This window comes from Candidatus Leptofilum sp., assembly GCF_965223285.1.
GTDB lineage: Bacteria > Chloroflexota > Anaerolineae > Promineifilales > Promineifilaceae > Leptofilum.
Map to the genome: position 1 here is coordinate 361,002 of NZ_OZ244997.1, position 16,648 is coordinate 377,649.

The following is a 16,648-nucleotide window of genomic DNA, read 5'->3' on the forward strand; positions in this document are numbered from 1 at the left end:
AGGCAACCGTTCTTTAGGTATACTCGGCCAATTGTTCTTACTGTATCAAGTTACGTTGTGCAGATTTCAAAAGTCTTCGCAGCAATTCGTCGAACCGTAGAAAAAACAAGACGTTTGAAAACTAAACCAACTGATTTTGTTTGGAGAAAAATATGACGCGAGCAGACGGCCGTTCCCCCAACCAGTTACGCCCCATCACCTTTGTGCCGCACTTCACCAAAATGGCAGAAGGCTCGGTGCTGGCCAAATTTGGCGAGACGCAGGTGTTGTGCAACGTGACGATTGAAGAAAGTTTGCCGCCGTGGTTGCGGAACCAGCCAGAGCCGCACGGTTGGCTAACGGCCGAATACGCCATGCTGCCGCGCAGTACCTCGCAGCGCACGCGGCGGGAAAGTCGATGGCCCAAAGGTCGGACGCAGGAAATCTCACGGCTCATTGGGCGCAGCTTGCGTATGGCTTTGGATTTGTCGCTGCTGGGCGAACGCACCATCACGGTGGATTGTGATGTGCTGCAAGCGGATGGCGGCACGCGCACCACGGCGATTTGCGGTGGCTGGGTGGCGTTGCAGCTGGCGCTGAAGCCGTTGATTGCTGAGGGTGTATTGGATACGGCCGTAAACAAACATCAAATTGCCGCCATCAGTGTGGGGGTGGTGGATGGCGTGCCGCTGCTCGATTTGCCGTACGTGGAAGACGTAGCCGCCGACGTGGATATGAACGTTGTGATGGCGGCAAACGATGTTGCCGACGGTTTGCTGGTGGAGGTACAGGGGACGGGTGAAAAAGCACCGTTTAGCCGGGCTGAATTTGATGCGCTTTTGGCATTGGCAGAGCAGGGGATTGGGCAAATTACGGCCGTTCAGGAACAAATTGTGAGTAGCTCATAATTAATTCGATAACCAAATGATTTCGTATAGTATCTAGTAAAAACGGCCGTTTTTACCCCAAAATCGGCCAAAAAACAGGGGAAACCATTGAAAACAGCCACAAAAACCGCCAAACCAAACTGGCTCAAAGCGATTATTGCCATGAAATGTCCCAACTGTCGACAGGGGAATGTGTTCCGCAAGCCTATGCGAATGCATGAGAATTGCCCGCAGTGCGGCATCCATTTTGAGCGGGAAGATGGCTACTTTATGATGGCTGTTTATGTGGGGTATGTGATGAGCTTTTTCATTGGGGTGCCGGTTGTGGTGGGGCTGTATTTTTGGATACGGCCGTCTATCTGGGGGTATCTCATCGGGGCAACGGTAGCCTTGCTGCTAGCCTCGCCGCTCATTTTCCACTACGCCCGCGTCGTGTGGATGGTCATTGACCAACTGCTTGATCCCCGGCGGGAAGATGAAATGTGAATGGGAATTAGCCTTTCGCTAACAATTTCTTCTGCCAAATTTCAAGAGATCAATGTTATGCAGGTGCTATCCGTTGTTTAGGACATCTGCCGGAATTAATTTACCTTCCTCTGATAGTTCAAGACGAATGTATTTCGATACACTATCAGGTATGGAATTATCTGAAACAATTATCTGCAATCGGTCTTTATAGTTGTCAGCCACTAATTCCAAGTAATCGTAAATCGCTTGGATTCTGGTCGCATCTAAGTCTTTATATCCCATGTTGCCTGATAACCCATCAATAAGCAGAAGGTTGGGAAGAATCAAGTCAAAATGAATCGCTGTTAGCTGGTGAGCTAGTGCATGAGCGACATTCACCATGACTCGCAGTCCAGGAGACGAGAACTCACTAAACGGCCGTCCTTGAACAATGGGCAAATAGCTTCTCCGATTGATTCCGGTGATGCCAGGATTGTGAAACTGCGGCACGCGAAACTTATCCAGAATTTTTGCGAATTGCTCGTCAAGATAATTAAAGTAACTAGCTGTCTGGCTCGCACTGCTCAGTGAAGCATCGATTTGTGCTTCAAGATCAACGATCTCGCCTTGAAGTTGCTTGATTTTATTTATCGCCTCTCCCTGTTTTTCAAAGAGTCCTAAGTAACTTCGCAGGTTCTTCAAACTCTCAATCAGCTTGGCTCTACGTGACGCGACCGACCTCAGTTCTTCCGCTTGTGCTGAAACAAAGCTTTCTGTTTTGTGATCTAATTCAGCATGAAGACTTACAAGCTCGGGATTGATCAGCTTTATTGACTCAGAAATTTGTTCAATGTTATGAGAATGAAAATCAATAATATCCTCAGTCTCATCGATTTGTCGTTCAATTCGGGCATGTTCTTGAACAAATTCCTTTTTCCCTAGTTGGGGCGTTGGTGTTTGTAAGCAAAGGTAGCAGTGATCATCTAAAGTTCGGTCGGATGAAACACCAGTACCGCATCTAGGACATACAACAAAATCGAAATCTAGAAGGTAGGTTTCTGCAACAATGGAGCGCGTCAGTCGATTCGCTTGGATATGTAGCTGACCCAATAAGGTGCGCATTTGTTCACGCCCGTTTTCCTCTGCAACAAGTGATGTCTGAAGCTTTGATAAATCCGCTTCCAGCACTCTGATTTTACTCCGAATTTCTTCAGTGCCACTTTTAGCGGTTGCCCTAGAAGCAAGCTGAACCTCGCTTGATTCAAGTTGCCTTAGCTCCGTTTCATACTCATTGATTTGCAATTCGATTTTTGCTCGGTTTGAAAATGGTGTGTCCTCTAGTAATTCTTCAATCGTTTCGGTCTGATTTTCGTATCGATGCAAATGTCGGTAAGCGTCACGCAATTTGCTCTGCAGGATAGTTACATCGAGATCGTAATTGCCATAGACAACGTCAAAAACATACTGCCTCTTGATGTTTTTGTGAGTGTTGTCATGTCCAAACACACTTTTGTCAATTTCGTCTTGCTCAAGGGTACAATACATCATGAAATCATTGATACTTAATGGGGACAATTCAGAATCAGGTTTTGTAGGCGCCTTGGGTACTCGCAAAGTTGGTAAACCCATCGCATCGAGTAACCAAGTTCCATATGTGTAATCTGCAGTTCGTGTTGGTTTCATTGCAGGTAATCTTTCAGCAAAATTGTTTCCTGCAATTTCCACTCGGGCATTTTCAGTTGTGACAAATGGGCGTACGATTCGATATGAATCCGATCCAATAATGATTTCTCCAGATAAGTGAGATACATTATTCCTTATTTCTCTAGGAAAACCCTTTAGTCCACTGCCTAATAGGCCACGTAAACAACGCATAAGCACTGATTTTCCAGTGGTAATTGGGCCTGTTATAACATTTAGACCAGCCTCAAATGGAACAACACGTTTTGCACCAACCAGTTGAATAGAGTTAATCTTGATTCTCATAACCTTGTTCCCCACTTTGCAAGTGAAACCTCGGGGATATGCTCATAAATCAACTCTTTAAGTTTATTCCCTGTTAAATTGAGGTATTTCTTCAACAGCTTGATTCTGTTAGCTTCTGCTGCCCAAGCATCAGTCTTTGCCAGTTGTTCAGCGAGTTCATTTCCTAATAATGTAGCACGATAGCCAACACCTCTTTTTGCCGCTACTGGTTCAACTAAACCTTTACCCACTAATCGACCAATAACAGCAAAATAAGATGGATCCCAGGGTCCAAATTTGTATCGTACCATTTTGTTTTCTATATTCGTTTCTTCTTCGGGCTTGACAGAAAAATCTTCTAAAGTCAACGAATTCTTACGTTCTTTAGAACGGATTTCTAGTAAACGAGACATGTATTTAGGGTAACGCAAAAGAAAATCTAGCTTGGCCAACTTTGTCCTACCATCAAGGCTTGCAGATTTTGTTGTAAATCCATTAATTAGCAGCAAGATTCTGGCCTCACTTTCACTCGTGGGTTGAAATAATTCCCTACGCAATATGCACCCCCCAGTCTGTGAAACACTGATCAGCAATTTCACAATTTAAGCCCATTAACAGATATGCATCCTGTAGGAAAACTTTATTTGGGTCAACACTTTGAGCTATTGAAGAGTTCATTAATCTGTTCAACATATCGTTCCATGCTTCAACACCAGGACGATCTTTGTCTGCGTGTAATGCAACCACGGTATCATTGAGCGTGCCTATTCTTTCACAAACATCCTCCAGTCGTTGCTCAAAGTCCCAATAGATGTTACTTGCGGCTAGCTCCATCTGTCTATGTGATGCGTTAGCGCGCAACATTTTCGCACGCTTTACAATGTTCTCAGTCGCTCGAGCTGCTACAAGTTTTTTTACTAAAGCACTTAAGGAGTCCTCTCCATCATCGGTAAAGCTCCGTAACAATGGAGAACTAGAGCTTGTAATGCTCCCCATATAGCTATTTAATCGGAGGCTATCTAGTCGCTTCGCATGAATTTGGGCAGCAACTTCTGGTGTAATTGATTCAGGTCGCTCAAGGAATTCGTAAACGCCTTGTCTAAGTCGATCTGCTGACATCGCAGCAAGAATTTCATCTAAGGTGCGGTTATAAATTGCGGCAACTTCGCGACCATTCATATCAGGAGCCACAATATTGAGCAGCCCTTTGTTCACGTGGTGAATTGATTGTCTGTTTGTTGACTGCGGCATAACCAAAACAAATGCAACAAAATCTCTTGCTTCGTCTTCGTTTATGTCAAGTATCCTGCTTGTTTTTTCAATAACTTCCTTGGATTTGTCATTCGATTGCGCAACGAATTCTTCTAGCAAATCCCCTGATTTAACAGCTCCCTCAAGCATTAAGGCCAAGCGAAATGCGCCCAATGATTTGATTTCTTTTAACGCCTCATAAGTACGATATAGACTTTTTAGTCCACTAGCAGCACTAGAAAGCGTCCAAGCTCCTAAATTTGGATTTCTCGTTTTGACCTGAATGAAGTCCCACCGATCATCGAATTGCACAATGAAATCTTCAAAATGTTCCATGATCACGCACTGAACCCCATCATCGAGAACACAATCAAGACAATAACGAAACGCAAGAGCTGCCTGATACTTGTATCTCCTAAGCGTATCAGTTCCTGTGTCATCAGGAGGTTGTGTAGAAGTTAGTTCGATGTCGTCCATCTAAAAAATTCCTGATATTCTGTATTGGTGAAAATAATTTCTATGTTGACAAATTATAAAATTGCGGGTTTAGGTTGCAAGGCTGGCAAAAAAATCGTTATTTTACGTCAATTGGCGAAAGGCACTCCTGATTGAATAGGCATTCAATTATGAATGCAGACAGTATAAACTAACCTTTTGAGTTTTTCAAAAGCCACCTGTGGCCTTCAAAACAAAGCATCCTAAATTAAAATGATTGATGTTCTGTGCGCTCGATGATTTCTTGCTGTAATGCTTCGCTAAGGTCGCAGAAGTAGTCGCTGTAGCCCGCCACGCGCACGATGAGATCGCGGTATGCTTCTGGCTCTTGTTGTGCTTTGCGCAGGGTGGCGGCGTCCACCACGTTGAACTGAATGTGATGGCCGTCTAGCTTGAAATAGGTGCGCACCAGCTGCACCATCTTGTTTAAGCCATCCTCATCCTGCAATAGCTGGGGCGTAAACTTTTGATTCAGCAGCGTGCCGCCCGTGCGGGTGTGGTCCATCTTGGCAGCGGAGTTGAGTACGGCCGTTGGCCCCTTCCTGTCTGCTCCTTGCACCGGTGAAATCCCTTCTGAGAGTGGTTTGTGGGCAAAACGGCCGTCTGGCAGCGCCCCAATCACCGAACCAAAGTAGACATGCACCGTCGTTGGCAGCAAATTGATCCGATACGTGCCGCCCTTGTTGTTGGAACGGCCGTCTATCGCCTCAAAATACACCTCAAACAGTTCGCGCATCACATCGTCCGCCGCATCATCATCATTGCCAAACTTGGGCGTTTTGTTCACCAACATCAGCCGCAGCCGCTCGTGCCCCGCAAAATCCGCCTGCAGCGCAGCCAGCAGTTCCGCCATCGTGATTGTTTTGTGGTCAAAGATGTGGTGCTTAACGGCCGTCATGCTGTCCGTAATCGACCCCAGCCCCACGCCCTGAATATAGCTGGTGTTGTACCGCGCCCCACCTGCGTTGTAATCCTTCCCCTTGGCAATGCAATCATCAATCAGCAGCGACAAAAACGGCACCGGAAGATAGGTCGCATACAGCCGCTCAATCACATGATTACCACGCATTTTGATGTCTACAAAATGGTTCAACTGCTGGCGATACGCGGCAAAAAATTGGTCAAACGTGGTAAACGTGGTGGGATCGCCCGTTTTCAGGCCAATTTGCTTCTTTGTGCGGGGATCGAACCCATTGTTTAGCGTAATTTCCATCACCTTGGGCATGTTGAAGTAACCCGTCAGGCTGTAATTTTCTTTGCCAAACGCGCCCGTTTCTACGCAGCCGCTGGTGCCGCCGTTCCGCGCATCTTCGAGCGTTTTGCCCTGGCGCACCATCTCTTGCACCACCACATCCGTATTGAAAATGGACGGCTGGCCAAAGCCGGTGCGAATAATTTTTGCCGCCCGCTTCATGAAGCGATCCGGATTCTTTTTGCTCAGCTGCACTGATGAACTTGGCTGCAGCAGTCGCATATCCTCGATGACGTCGAGCAGCAGGTAGGTGACGTCGTTCACCGCGTCGGAGCCATCTGGCTTGACGCCGCCGGTGTTGATTTGGGCAAAATCGGTGTAGGTGCCGCTCTCGGCGGCGGTCACGCCCACTTTGGGTGGCGCGGGCTGGTTGTTGAACTTGATCCAGAGGCAGTGCAGCAGCTCTTCGGCCTGGTCTCGGGTGAGGGTTCCGGCGGCCAACTCTCGTTTGTAAAATGGAAACAGATGTTGATCCAGGCGGCCCGGATTAAACGCATCCCACGGATTTAGCTCCGCCGTGACGCCGAGATGGACAAACCAGTAATATTGTAACGCTTCCCGAAAGGTGCGCGGCTTTTCGGCTGGCACACGGTCACAGATGTCGGCGATTTGCTCTAACTCGGCGCGGCGGTTGGGGTTACACGCCAATTTTGCTTGACGGCGCGCCTCGTCAGCGTGGCGTTGGGCAAACAAAATGAGCGCCTCGGCGGCGATCTGCATCGCTTTGAGCTGCTCTTGCTTGCTGTACGCTTCCGGGTCGTTCATGAAGTCGAGCTTGTCTAACGCAGTTTGAATCTCAGCCTGAAAATCCCGGAACCCTTTGTGGTAGATTTTGTCGTCCAGCACGGTGTGGCCCGGCGACCGCTGCTCCATGAACTCGGTGAAGATGCCCGCTTCGTAGGCGTCGTGCCATTCCGGGGTCATCTCCTGCAAAATGAGGTCGCGCATCGAGTTGCCTTGCCAAAATGGGATGATTTCGTCGGCGTACACCTCTTTTGCCTCGGGACGCACGGCAAACGGGATTTTTTCCCGCGCGTTGAGAATCTCTAAATCTTGCAGGGTGTGGCAGCAAAGTTCGGGGAAGGTGGGGGTGGCTTTGGGGGCCGTTCCTTTTTCACCCACAATCAGCTCCCCTTCGCCGATGTAGATGGTTTTGTGGGTGAGCAAATAAGCAAGTGCTTTGGCGCGGCGCACCGGTTCAGAAATCATGCCTAAATTTTGTTTGTAAAAGGCAGTCATCAGTTCGGCACGTTCTGTGGAAATGGTGGGGACGGCGTCCAAGCTTTGTTGGCGCAGGCAGGTGACACGCTGGGAAATGGTCATCAGGTTTTCCTCCGAAGACAATTATGAATTTTCATTGTAACGCTTCACCCTCCCCCTAACCCCCTCCCGCAGGGAGGGGGAATCTGATTCCCTCCCTTGTTGGGGGAGGGTTAGGGAGGGGGGTGCTTTTCATTTAGCTTCTGATTTTTACGTTCAGGCCATACGATTCAAAAAGGTGGGCAATTTCAGCCAGGCGGGCGTCGGTGGGGGTTTGGATGTGGGCTAACTGGTATGGTTTGTTGATGCGTTGGTATTTGTCTACGGCCGTTCCGTGGTACGGCAGCAGCGAAAGTTGTTCAAGATGGGGGAGGGCGGCGGCGAATACGGCCGTTTCTCGCAAATTCGCCTCATCATCATTGATGCCGGGAATGATGGCCAGACGCAGGTAAATGGCGTGGCCGTGGGCGGAAAGTGCTTGGATATTTTGCAAAATCAGCTTGTTGGAAACGCCCGTAACCTGCTGATGGCGGGCGTCGTCCATCAGCTTCACATCGTAGAGGAATAAGTTTACGTGTTCACGAATGCGATCCAAGATTTGCCACGAGACCGCGCCGGAGGTGTCAACGGCCGTATGAATCTCACGCGCCCGGCATTCGGCCAGCAGTTCCCCCACAAATTGATGTTGCAGCAACGGTTCCCCACCAGAAAAGGTGACGCCGCCCCCAGATTCATCATAAAAACTCACGTCCCGCTCGATGATTGCCATCACCTGCTGGACGCTCATCGTTTCGCCAATCAATTCCCGCGCTTCTGCAAAGCAGACGTGGGTGCAGTTGCCACATTGGATGCACGCCGCCAAATCGGTGATGACATGCGTCTGGCCGACGGAAATTGCATGGTGGGCGCATTCAGCGATGCAGGCTAGACAGCCGATGCAGCGATTTTCGCGCAGCATAATTTCTGGCTTGGGGGATTGGCTTTCGGGGTTATGGCACCACAAACAGCGGAGCGGGCACCCTTTGAGGAAGATGGTTGTGCGAATGCCTGGCCCATCATGAATCGAGAATCGTTTGGTATCAAACACGATGCCCGTTGCGGCGATTTTTGTCGGATTTTGCATGGCAGCAGCACCTTGTTCCCACGATGCGATAAAGTGATGCTTCATTATTTTACGCGGTGGCGCGGCTCGCTGTCAGGTGACGATGATCATGTTTTGGAATGGTTAATGGTGAATTGTAAATGGTTAGGGGTTAACTGCCGTTTGCTGTGGCTGTGGCCGGTGTCCTTACCGCGCTACTTTTGTATCCTGCTAAAATTCAAAAGTTAGAACGTGAGAAATAAGCGGTACGGTGAGACGCCGACCGCAGCTAAAAAGTGTGTCCCGTATGCATAATATCATGCCTCAGCAAGTCGCAATGTTTAAACGCCGCCTCTTTGCGAATTCCCGACTTTACTTTCCAAAGCGGCTATTGTGTAGTGTATTTCAGGCAAAGAACGCGCCTGACACACCAAACAAATGCTGCTTTGGAAAGGGGATTGAGGTTTGTTGAACCAAATGCCACACCTGCTTTCGCATTGACCGGTTCGTGGTCTTGACAATGCGGTGTAGTTCATCTATTTGCTGCTTCAGCTTCTATACGCAATTCGATTTTTTCTGTAAAAAATGATATCGAGTCCAAAATCGCTTCATCATCCATTGAGTCCTTTACAACTGTATGCATAACGATTGCTACGACATTTTTTCTATAAAAACGGACTGCTATTTGCGTGAGAATTTCTGGTGTCTCTGTTTCACATTCACTTTCAAACTCGTACCAAACTATTGAAGCACCTTCTCCGAACTCACTACTAGATTCAATGTTTATGAAAGAATCAGATTCCTTCACGGTTTTTAGGCTCCAATCAAAATATTGACGCGCTCCATCATAAGATTCAAATGTGTGAATACTAAAAAGGGCTGAACGCACACCTTCAACATATTCGCAATCATCCTCATGAATAAAAATGAGATAATGCCCCCCTACTCGCCCCAATTCTATGAGTTGCTGAAAGCTTTCGACTTGATCATCAAAATATTGTGCTAACACTTCATTTGTAGTTTCTTCGGTTTCATCTAATATATAAACATCCCTTAAATCACTATTTAGTGGAAGTAAATTTCGCGGTGGAATATGAAGTGGAACAATGTTCTCTGATGAATCGCTTACTGGCTCTATTGAATCAGCTGCGTCACAAGATTGTGGTTGTTCATTAATAATTTGGCTATTTAAACCTGTGCGAATTAGGACATCAACCTTAACAATGTTTTGATCTGGAAAAACAACTTCAATGTAACCTGGTTGCCATTCTTCGGTCCAAGCTAATTCATAGGTCATAATAGTCCCAGCACGTGCGGGTAAAGACCATCCATTACCTTGCTCAGTCGTCTGAGAAGATGATTGTCCATAAGTTGCTGAAATTGATGCTTCAACATTTACTGAGCTTCCCCATGCCTCTGGGCCAACACTAACACCAACCCCTGTTTCTCCTCCCACACTCCACTCAACGCTGTGACTAGTCGAAACACTTCTTGAAGGTTCTTTATAAATGGTTGGATTGTCTTCTTGGCAGTTTCTAACAACTTCCGTAGAATTTCTGAGGGGTCGGGTTATTGATTCACCTTGAGGTACAAAAGGGTTGGCTACCGTTGTCGGAGTTGAAGTAGGAGACACTTCTGCAACAGAGCTTTCCCCACCGCCTGTACCCCCACATGCAGCTGTGGAAACTGCGATTATTATCAGAAACACTATTCGATTCATTACAGACATTTAGTATTCTCCCATATTATTGTTTACTTGCTTAAATTGTGGTTTCGCTTGCTTACTTTGAGTTTTAGGTTAATTTTGTGTAATTTTTACATGAGCTGCCCCAACTATTAATTATGCTGAATGCCTTTCGGCTTAAACCCCTGACTTAGGCGAAATTGCGGCGTAGCAGTTGGCATATCCTGAGAAATAGGGTATTGGGCTGAACAATTGGCAGTATATTCCACCTTGTACGGATCAATTGCTGAAAGACACGATTACTTGAAGGGCATTCATTATTGTATGGTGGCAGTATAAACCAACCTATCACGTTCCTCAAGAAATTAGTGTGCCCAAAAATATCAAGCACCTTTCCGACAAGTGAGTCTTCCTGATGGCTGTGGTAGGTATCCCGCTTCGTCCTTTTTGGGCTTGATGATGTTTTGGCTGGCAAGACCGTATCTGGTTGTAAACGGCCGTTTCCAACAATCACCTTGGCTTCACTGCCCCAAAGGCGGCAAAGACGCTGTTTTTATGCAAAATTTCGGCTTGGATGAAGCCCACCTGGCGCAGTAAATCAATTTGGAAGAGTAGGGGGCGGGGGGAATCCTCGGCGGCAATGTAAGCGAAGACGTGGTCGCGGTATGCTTCGTCTTTTAGTTCAGTGAGGTAACGGCCGTATCGTTCCACCATCATCTGCTCAATTGCCTCCGTCGTGTGCGTCACCAAATCAGAAATCCAGATGGAGCCGCCCGGTTTGAGCGCACGATGGAACTTTTGGAAAACGGCCGTCCACTCCGCTTCCTCCCGCAAATGATGCAGCACCGCCGCCGCCATGATGATGTCAAACTGACCTTCCCCCAGTTCTAGCTCGCGGATGTCTGACTGGTGGGTGTGGATACGGCCGTTGGTCACCGCCTGCACCCGCTCTCTGGCCCGATCCAGCATCGGCAGGCTGAGGTCGATGAGCGTCACGTCCAGGTTTGGCAGCTTTTCTAGCAGCTTGAGGCTGTAGTTGCCCGCGCCGCAGCCCACGTCTAAAAAGTGGGTGGCTTGCGGATTTGTTACCGTCGCTGCGCTGGTGATGAGTTCCATTGCCAGCGGCGCGTCCACCGTGGAAGATTGCCCGGTTTGCAAATTAGAAAATCGCTCCACATCCGCATCAAACCGCTGCCGAATTTGCGCGACTGTTGATTTTTGGTGAAATGCCTTTGATTTCATTAGGAGGAATCCTTCTGCTAGTTGCTAGTTGCTAGTTGTTAGTGAATAGTTCAAACAACTAGCAACCAGCCACTAACCACTGCCTCTGGTAATCTATCCCACGAATCTTTCCCCAATTTTGTGCTATTTTGGCAGAATGAACCAGCTAAAACAGTGGCTACGTGATACATCCAACCAGATTGGCTTGATTGTGGGGATTTTGGGACTTCCAATCTCATTTTTAGGGCAGGATTACAATTTGGGGCGTGAGTTAGCCGATCCTTTGCCAGTTGTGCTTGGGGTGAGCCAGGCTATGCGCGATGGCTTTCTTTATCTAAATTGGCGGGGAATTGCTTGGCATCTTTTCTTCGTCATTTTTCTGATTTTTCTGCTGGTCGGGATTGTGCGGCTGCGGTTTGCCAGAACGGAATGGGCCATGTTTGATTATCGGGCGGCGGCTCAGGTAGCTGTTGTGCTCAACGTTGGCGTGGTGGCGTTGCTGGCGGTGGATGCGTTTGTTGTGGCGCTTTGGTATGGGATGGCTGGCTTGTTGAGTGTGTTGCTGGCCAGGCTTTTGGCTGGGGGCGTTGCGAAAATTATGAGCCGGTGAGGGGGTGAGATGGAACAATCGGCAGGTTGCGATTATCCCACGTCACCCTCCCACCGGCTCCTGAAGAGGGTTTTGAGGCGGAAAAACAATATTATGAACGGCTGTTCAGCAGTGCGCCAACTCCTAAAATAATCAGGACCAGGGGCCAGAATAGGTTCCAACTTAGGCTAAAGAGGAAGAAGACGGCAACCATGCCAATGAGCATGCCACCCATCAGGGAATGGCGGGCGTGGCGAGTGAGACGGCCGTTATTCTGGTAACTTTGCCATGCTTCATTCAAATTGTGGAAGGCGGGAATCAAAATAAAGAGTGCCCACCAATTATGAATGAAAAATCCACCTGTGCGACTCACCAAGAAGAAAATGCCCAACCCGATGAGAACGATGCCCCAAGTGGTGTTGCTGCTTTTGTGCGTAACCCGCCGAGATGATTCGTCGTGATTCAGTGATTCTTTTTCAGCTTCTTTCAAACTTTCAATTGTGTCAGACATTTTATTACCTCCAAATTATGACACCCTCTATACGGAGGTAACGAGGCAAAGTTTCAGAATGAAGATTGGCCACAGAGAACACAGAGGAAAAAGAGATATACCTCTTCAATCTCTGAGTTCTCTATGGCAAAAAAATCAGTTGGGTTGGATGGTGCCGGGGACGATGAAATCGGCCTTTTTGATGGTAGGGTGTTCGGCCAGCAGTTGGCGGATTTCTGCCAGATGCGCATCTGTGAGGCGATTTTGCGCGTCTTGCTTTAGATTGGTGCGGGCCAGGCTGGAGCCTTGCTGCGAATCTCGCTCGAATGCTTTCACGCCCAGCGCGAGGCGTTCTGGCGTGGTGGGCAAGCCGCAATATTCAAACAATGTTTTCACGATATGCTGCGGTTCGGCAATCATATCCTCGTAGCGCACGGCGCACATGGGTACGCCTGCTGCGTCCATCTCCAAATATTTTTGCATCCCAGACAGCCACGCCAGCATCGAAAATTCCACTTTTGATAACTCTCCGCTGGTGGCGCGATCGGCGTATTGGCTGAGTAGCGGCACAAATTGGGTGCGGACGCGCAAATTGGCGGGGTCTAGCACCTCGTTGCCCGCTTCCACTGTTCTAAAGGCGCGTGCGATGGAGCGGGCGCGGTCTTCGGCGTTGCGGTAGAGGAAGATGTGCTTGGATTGGGGGGCAACTCTGTGCAGGAGATCGATCATCACTGTGGAGAAGCTGCGGAATTTGATGGCATACATTTTGGGGGCAACCTGGTCAGTGGGATGGCACTGCACCTGAATGATGGCATCCAGCAGTCGGGCCATTTTATCATCGTTACGGCCGTCTGGCTTGCGCCGCTTTACAATTTCAGTAAACGCTTCGGGTTCACTCAGGCTGAGGACGTCAGGCAGGTTATTGAAGACGGCGTTTAGCAGGGTGGAACCGCATCGGCCCACGGAGTGAATGAGGATGAGCTGCTTGTTGGGCTGACGCACCATCTCGGCCAGCTTAAACAGGCTTTTGTAGCTCATGCTGTAGAGCCGGATCGCTTCATCGTATTGGGCTTGGTAGAGAAACGGCCGTTCAGACAAATCAACATCAGAAGGCGTTTCTACAAAAATGGCTTCCTGAGCGAAATGATTCAGCGCATACAAGCTGATGTTAGGATTTCGGGTGATGGTTTTGAGAGATACGGTGTCGCCTGGGGTCACATCAAAATCACGGAGGCTAACAAAACCAGTGGGGTTTTTGCGGACTTTTTGGTTGATGTTGAGAATGCGGGCGTTGGTGACAAATTTTCGTAACAATTTTTGCATGGCAGTTCATAAAAAAGTTGGCAGCTTTACATAAAAGCTACCAGCGTTACTCATCTGATTGGTAATTGCCCTATATTGTGGCGCAAAATTCTAACGGCTGACCTTAAACTGCCCAGCGCCGATGCTCTACTAACATGCAGGCGTCTTGCACTACGTCCAGGCCAGCCGCACGTGCTTTGGCAGCGGCCGTTTCGTTGGCAATACCAAGCTGCATCCAAACCGATTTGGCCCCAATTTCAATTGCTTCATCCACAAACGGCGGCACGTTTTCGCTGCGCTGGAAGATGAGTACCAGGTCTACGGGTTCATCAATGGCAGAGAGGGTAGGTACGGCCGTTTCGCCCAGCCCCTCGGTTAAAAATGGATTTACCGGAATGATGCGGTAGCCGTGTTTTTGTAGGTAAGCCGACACATAGTAACCTGCTTTGGCTGGCTTGGATGAGAAACCAACTACGGCAATCGTTTTGGCTTCGCTCATGATTTTTTCTTGCGTTTGCTGCTGGTTCATTAGATGCTCCCAACTTGGTTGATTGTTGATTTTGTAAGGATAGCCTGGAAACGGCCGTCTGGCTACCGCATCCAGCTATCTCATGGCATAATGAAGTTTTGGTTACAAATTACTTCTTCAACGAGGTGAATCTTGACGAAAATTTACGGCAGCCAGAGCATGATTGCCCCTTTGCAGACGGTGTTGGTGAAACGGCCGTCCCACGCTTTTGGTAACGCAGACCCAGAGAAGTGGCATTATACGGAACGGCCGTCCCTCACAGAAGCGCAAAATGAACATGACGCTTTTGTGAACCTGCTGCGAGCAGAGGGAATCGAGGTGGTGTACCACGATGATGATCTGCCCGACCATGCCGATGCCATTTTTGTGCATGACCCCAGTATCGTAACCAACGATGGGGCGATTATTTTGCAGATGGGGAAGGCGTTGAGGCAGGGGGAAGAGGGGGCGAGTACGGCCGTTTACCAAAAACTCGGCATTCCCATCCATTACCAGCTACACGGCGAAGCCCGTGCTGAGGGCGGCGATTTGCTTTGGCTGGATGAAAAAACACTGGCGGTGGGGCAGGGCTTCCGCACCAACGCCGCTGGGCTGGCCCAACTGCGCCAAGCCATCCCTGCCGATATGGAAATAATCCCCGTGCCGCTGCCGTATTACGGAGGGGAAGCCGCCTGCTTGCATTTAATGTCGTTCATCAGCGTGGTGGATGTGGATGTAGCGGTTGTGTATTTGCCACTAATGCCTGTCCCGTTTTACCAACTGCTCAAAGCGCGAGGCTTCCGACTAATTGAAGTGCCGGACGATGAGTTTCTAACGATGGGGCCAAACGTGCTGGCGCTGTCGCCGGGGAATTGCGTGATGCTGGAACGCAACCCCATCACTCAGCGGCGGCTGGAAGCAGCGGGCTGCCGCGTGCAAACCTATCGCGGCGACGAAATCTCGCTCAAAGCCGAAGGTGGTGCTACCTGTCTCACCCGGCCAATTTTAAGAAGCTAGCCGCTGAAAGCGGATAGAGAAATGTATAAATTCAGGCAGCAAATATGGGAGGGTTTACAGCTGGCTCAAAATATAGTCCGCGCTGACCCTTGGCGAGTCACCAAAATGAAAAATGTTTTCTGCACGGGCGCGGGTGATTGCTGCCTCATACTTTTTCCTTTCGGCTAGAAATTCTTGCACAACGGCCGTTGCTTGGCCAACCTGTTCCGGGGCAATTACCTTACCAATCTGCTGCCGGATTGAAGATTCCAAAGGTTCTAAACCAACGCGCTCAAATTCTGGATTATGCACTTTGGGCGGCAAGTCAATAAATAAAACGGGGCGTTCCGTCCCCAAAGCGTACTCCATCGCCACGCCCGACCAATCACAAATCATCACGTCAGCTTCATGTAGATACTTTTCAGACACCGTTTTTGTATCCAGGCGAAAGTTGTCATTGTTCCCAAACTGTTTCCGTAACTCGCGCAGCAGCTCTGGCTTTTTATAAATCGTCATCGGATGCGGCCGAAAAACCACCTCAAATTCTCCCTGCAAAAGAGCCGCTACCAGTTCTTGCCCACAAGCCTCCAGAATATTGTTTAGCTGCCAGCTTGGCGCGATTAGCACCAGGGGTTTTGGCTTTTCTGGTTTGCTTGCCCGATGCTCTTGGTGAGCTTTGGCAATTTTTTCCAGGCGATAGTAGCCCACCTCCACCAAAGTTTTGGGTTTTTGTTCATAGATGGCTTCTAACTTTCTGATTTCATCCACATGGTACGGGCCATTGCAAAACACAGCGTCAAAGTGGGCCAGGGCATTGGCCCGCAGGCCCATGTGGGCGCTGCACAAGGAGTGAAAGATAAAGACGTGATGGGGGTTAAAGATTGAACGCCTGATGTGAAAAAGATTGAGGTCAGGCATGGTATACACCATCACCTTTGTCTTAATGAAAGGGGCAACAAAAGGATAGGTGTGATTCAGGTAAAAGGGCAAAAGACCCTGCTTCGTCGTTGTCAGAATTGGGTCATCAAAATCGGCAGTTAGGTAGCAGACAGCGGCACCTTTGGCCGCAAGCTGGTTTAGAATGCCCTCAAAGTAGGAAATATATTGTGCCTGGGCAGCGTAAAAAACGATTTGCTTTTGCTCAGGTGGCGTTCGCCAAAAGCGAAAAACCTCCTTGATTTCCCGCCATAGCAAGGAAAGCTGCTGCCAAAAGGAAAGGGAAGGGCGCATTGAGCTTCCTA

The 16,648-nt window shown here is 48.7% G+C and carries 15 protein-coding genes; 4 read left to right on the plus strand and 11 right to left on the minus strand.

From position 1 onward, the window contains the following. Positions 1-152: 152 nt before the first annotated feature. Together rph and ACOQPU_RS02125 are read left to right on the plus strand one after the other, a co-directional pair. The gene (gene rph, locus ACOQPU_RS02120; RefSeq protein ID WP_420643481.1) at positions 153-887 is read left to right on the plus strand and encodes a ribonuclease PH; all 735 of its coding nucleotides are present in this window, start codon (positions 153-155) and stop codon (positions 885-887) included. Positions 888-974: 87 nt separating this feature from the next. After that, positions 975-1,352 (plus strand): DUF983 domain-containing protein, encoded by a 378-nt coding sequence (locus ACOQPU_RS02125; protein WP_420643482.1) that lies wholly within the window; start codon positions 975-977, stop codon positions 1,350-1,352. A 66-nt stretch (positions 1,353-1,418) separates the two neighbouring features. Here the strand turns inward: ACOQPU_RS02125 and ACOQPU_RS02130 are convergent, their stop codons facing one another. From ACOQPU_RS02130 to ACOQPU_RS02160, 7 genes are all read right to left on the minus strand, one after another. Continuing rightward, a complete protein-coding gene (locus ACOQPU_RS02130) occupies positions 1,419-3,299 on the minus strand; it encodes an AAA family ATPase (protein WP_420643483.1) in 1,881 nt (626 codons plus the stop codon). Further along, on the minus strand, positions 3,296-3,787 hold the full coding sequence (locus tag ACOQPU_RS02135) for a hypothetical protein (RefSeq protein ID WP_420643484.1): 492 nt from the start codon (positions 3,785-3,787) through the stop codon (positions 3,296-3,298). Before ACOQPU_RS02135 ends, ACOQPU_RS02130 begins: the two co-directional genes overlap by 4 nt. Positions 3,788-3,827: 40 nt before the next feature. Beyond that, positions 3,828-5,006 carry a dsDNA nuclease domain-containing protein gene (locus tag ACOQPU_RS02140; protein ID WP_420643485.1) on the minus strand — a complete coding sequence of 393 codons (1,179 nt, stop codon included), beginning with the start codon at positions 5,004-5,006 and terminating at the stop codon, positions 3,828-3,830. A gap of 226 nt (positions 5,007-5,232) precedes the next feature. Further along, positions 5,233-7,599, minus strand: a complete 2,367-nt coding sequence (hypD, locus tag ACOQPU_RS02145; RefSeq protein WP_420643486.1) for a trans-4-hydroxy-L-proline dehydratase — start codon at positions 7,597-7,599, stop codon at positions 5,233-5,235. A 133-nt stretch (positions 7,600-7,732) separates the two neighbouring features. Then, entirely contained in the window at positions 7,733-8,659 is a 927-nt protein-coding gene (locus ACOQPU_RS02150; protein ID WP_420643487.1) for a glycyl-radical enzyme activating protein, read from the minus strand. 490 nt (positions 8,660-9,149) lie between these two features. Continuing rightward, entirely contained in the window at positions 9,150-10,346 is a 1,197-nt protein-coding gene (locus ACOQPU_RS02155) for a hypothetical protein (protein WP_420643488.1), read from the minus strand. A 465-nt stretch (positions 10,347-10,811) separates the two neighbouring features. Continuing rightward, positions 10,812-11,543, minus strand: coding sequence for a class I SAM-dependent methyltransferase (locus tag ACOQPU_RS02160; RefSeq protein WP_420643489.1), 732 nt, complete (start codon positions 11,541-11,543; stop codon positions 10,812-10,814). A 136-nt stretch (positions 11,544-11,679) separates the two neighbouring features. Here ACOQPU_RS02160 and ACOQPU_RS02165 point away from each other — a divergent pair, with 136 nt between their 5' ends. Continuing rightward, positions 11,680-12,132, plus strand: a complete 453-nt coding sequence (locus tag ACOQPU_RS02165) for a hypothetical protein (RefSeq protein ID WP_420643490.1) — start codon at positions 11,680-11,682, stop codon at positions 12,130-12,132. A gap of 91 nt (positions 12,133-12,223) precedes the next feature. Here the strand turns inward: ACOQPU_RS02165 and ACOQPU_RS02170 are convergent, their stop codons facing one another. The 3 genes from ACOQPU_RS02170 to ACOQPU_RS02180 form a co-directional block, all read right to left on the minus strand. Beyond that, a complete protein-coding gene (locus tag ACOQPU_RS02170) occupies positions 12,224-12,622 on the minus strand; it encodes a LiaF transmembrane domain-containing protein (protein ID WP_420643491.1) in 399 nt (132 codons plus the stop codon). 135 nt (positions 12,623-12,757) lie between these two features. Next, a complete protein-coding gene (locus ACOQPU_RS02175) occupies positions 12,758-13,924 on the minus strand; it encodes a sulfotransferase family protein (protein WP_420643492.1) in 1,167 nt (388 codons plus the stop codon). Between the two features lie 103 nt (positions 13,925-14,027). Further along, positions 14,028-14,432, minus strand: a complete 405-nt coding sequence (locus ACOQPU_RS02180) for a CoA-binding protein (RefSeq protein WP_420643493.1) — start codon at positions 14,430-14,432, stop codon at positions 14,028-14,030. A 132-nt stretch (positions 14,433-14,564) separates the two neighbouring features. Between ACOQPU_RS02180 and ACOQPU_RS02185 the strand changes: the two genes are divergently transcribed. Continuing rightward, complete coding sequence (locus ACOQPU_RS02185; RefSeq protein WP_420643494.1) at positions 14,565-15,428, plus strand: dimethylarginine dimethylaminohydrolase family protein; 864 nt, start codon at positions 14,565-14,567, stop codon at positions 15,426-15,428. Between the two features lie 54 nt (positions 15,429-15,482). Here the strand turns inward: ACOQPU_RS02185 and ACOQPU_RS02190 are convergent, their stop codons facing one another. Then, entirely contained in the window at positions 15,483-16,637 is a 1,155-nt protein-coding gene (locus tag ACOQPU_RS02190; protein ID WP_420643495.1) for a CDP-glycerol glycerophosphotransferase family protein, read from the minus strand. Positions 16,638-16,648 lie beyond the last annotated feature (11 nt).